The sequence below is a fragment of the Xanthomonas cassavae CFBP 4642 genome, assembly GCF_000454545.1.
In the GTDB taxonomy this organism is placed as follows: Bacteria; Pseudomonadota; Gammaproteobacteria; order Xanthomonadales; family Xanthomonadaceae; genus Xanthomonas; species Xanthomonas cassavae.
This window is the reverse complement of sequence record NZ_CM002139.1, coordinates 1,996,178-1,998,337: the sequence shown is the minus strand read 5'-3', so window position 1 is coordinate 1,998,337 and position 2,160 is coordinate 1,996,178. Positions and strand designations below refer to the sequence as shown.

At 59.0% G+C, this 2,160-nt stretch carries 1 protein-coding gene and 1 pseudogene; one reads left to right on the top strand and one right to left on the bottom strand.

All coding sequences use genetic code 11. The features are described from left to right. The first annotated feature begins 133 nt into the window (after positions 1-133). Positions 134-1,030, top strand: coding sequence for an ATP-binding domain-containing protein (locus tag XCSCFBP4642_RS24430; protein WP_160170362.1), 897 nt, complete (start codon positions 134-136; stop codon positions 1,028-1,030). Between the two features lie 82 nt (positions 1,031-1,112). Here the strand turns inward: XCSCFBP4642_RS24430 and XCSCFBP4642_RS0108980 are convergent. After that, a pseudogene (locus tag XCSCFBP4642_RS0108980) lies at positions 1,113-2,069 on the bottom strand (IS1595 family transposase); the annotation flags it as partial. Positions 2,070-2,160: the final 91 nt, after the last annotated feature.

The following is a 2,160-nucleotide window of genomic DNA, read 5'->3' as shown; positions in this document are numbered from 1 at the left end:
CCGCCCCAAGAAAGCAATCGGCGGAATGACGCCGACGGCCTATGCCCAGCACCTGGCCAACAGCGATATCATCAACCCCGGACTCTAAACCCGACTGCTACTCAGGATGGGGGGACGTCGGTCCTACCCTACCTTGATCATTGACGAAGCTCAGGACCTATCGGCAAACCGGCTTGATGTCGTGCGCCATCTTGCAACGGAGTTAACGACACTCATCGCTGCAGATGAGTTCCAGTGCCTGGATCCTGCCCTTCGCTCCAATCCGGCTTGGGAATGGCTCCAACTCCAGGAGGACCACGTAAGGCTGGAGCGGACAATGCGGACCGATGTGGGTTCTTTGCTGAATGCCGCCGCAGCTCTCAGGTCTGGACTGGAACTGCCGATTGGTCCCGGATTCTCGTTCCGAGCAACGGCCAATGCCCCGCTGGCCGCTACGTTTTTGAGCAATCAAATCGGATGGAAGGTGAGGGGAAAGACCTTGGCGGTGATATCCCCTGTAGTGAAGACCTTCGCCGAAGGCGTTGTGGAAGTTTCCGCCACTAGAGCCACGAAGCATGGCAATGGTCCGTATCGCATCGGCTGGGAACACGCCGAGGCAAAAGTCGTGGAAGCACTTTTAGCGCGGATAGTTGTGCCTGCCATGACCACGCCTGCTGACGCCCTGGACGCGGTGAGAGTCCTAGGAGACCCTGCCCTTTATGGTGAAGTTTTCAAGTGGGTAGACCGTCTAGTTCGAACCAGGCGTGAGGTGGCCATCTCTCGACAGATGCTTTCAGACACCATCAAACAGATTTTCGCTAACCGTACGAGGTTTCAGCGCTCTTCGGATTTCGGCTACAAGGCCATGTCCGTGCACAGAGCAAAGAACAGGGAGTTTGACCACGTTGTCGTTCTTTGGCCTGCGGCAACGTCAGGAGATAACGAACAGAAGCGGCGGCTGCTCTACAACGCAGTGACGCGCGCGAAGGAGGAGTGCATCGTCCTTGTTCAGGCGAAGAACAACCTCGATGCACCACCCTTCAAACAGTAACCTGATTAGCCCCGACTCTCAGCCATGAAAATTGCTCGCTGCACGTAAAACCGGCTCTGGGCATGGTGTGGATTGCATCATGGCCGTGGCAAGTCGTGGCAGNNAAAACCGGCTCTGGGCATGGTGTGGATTGCATCATGGCCGTGGCAAGTCGTGGCAGCATCTCGCGCAAGCGGAATCGACGATTAAAACGATAGGCCGCTTCTCCCAGGTAACGCCTTGCGTATTTGCCTTGCGCGATGGCGTGATACACGCCACTGATGGCGCGTTTGAGATTGCCCAGCACCACGTTGAGCCAACGTGCACCGGCCGTTTCGGTCGCGGCACGACCACCGCCAGTGTCCAGCGTGGTGTGCGCGTGGCCGGCGTCTTCTAGCCGGCGGAAGCAGGCCAGCCCATCGGTGTAGACCTCGCATTCGGGCGCCAAGCGACGGGCAATCCAGTCCTGCAGCGAGGTGTTGTCGAAGCTGCGCACCGGCTCGATCACCACAAAGCGCGGCGCGGTGAAGGTGGCATCGGTCTGCACCGCAATCAGGAACGCTTGTTTGTTCTCCGATCCGCGTCCGGCCTTGCCACCGTTACGCTCGCCGCCGAGATAGGCATCGTCGATCTGCACGAAACCCGCCAGTTTCCGCATGGATTCGCGCTCGGCCATAACCTGCATGATCTTGTGTTTCATCCGCCAGGCCGTCTTGTAGTTGACGCCCAGATGCCGCATCAACTCCAGCGCGGCCATGTTGGTTTTGGTCGAGGTCAGCAGGTGCAACGCCAGCATCCAGGTGCGCAGCGGCAGCTTGGTGCCTTCGAACATCGTGCCTGCAATCAGGCTGGTCTGATGCCGGCACGCGCTGCATTGGTAGTAGATCGCAGCACCCCGCTTGAAACGCGAGCGCACGCGTCCGGCACAAACAGGGCAACGAAAGCCTTGCGGCCAGCGCCACTTGTAAAGCGCGCGATAGCACTTGGCTTCGGTGCCGTAGGACGCGAAGAACTCAGGCATCGACAATCCCGCTTGGAACTGCACGGCATTGATACTCATCACGCCACCTCGTTGGCTTCAGGTGACAGCAGCATCCACCCAGCGCGGCGCAGATCCTGCGACAGGCGGCTGATGGTCAGGGCTAATCAGG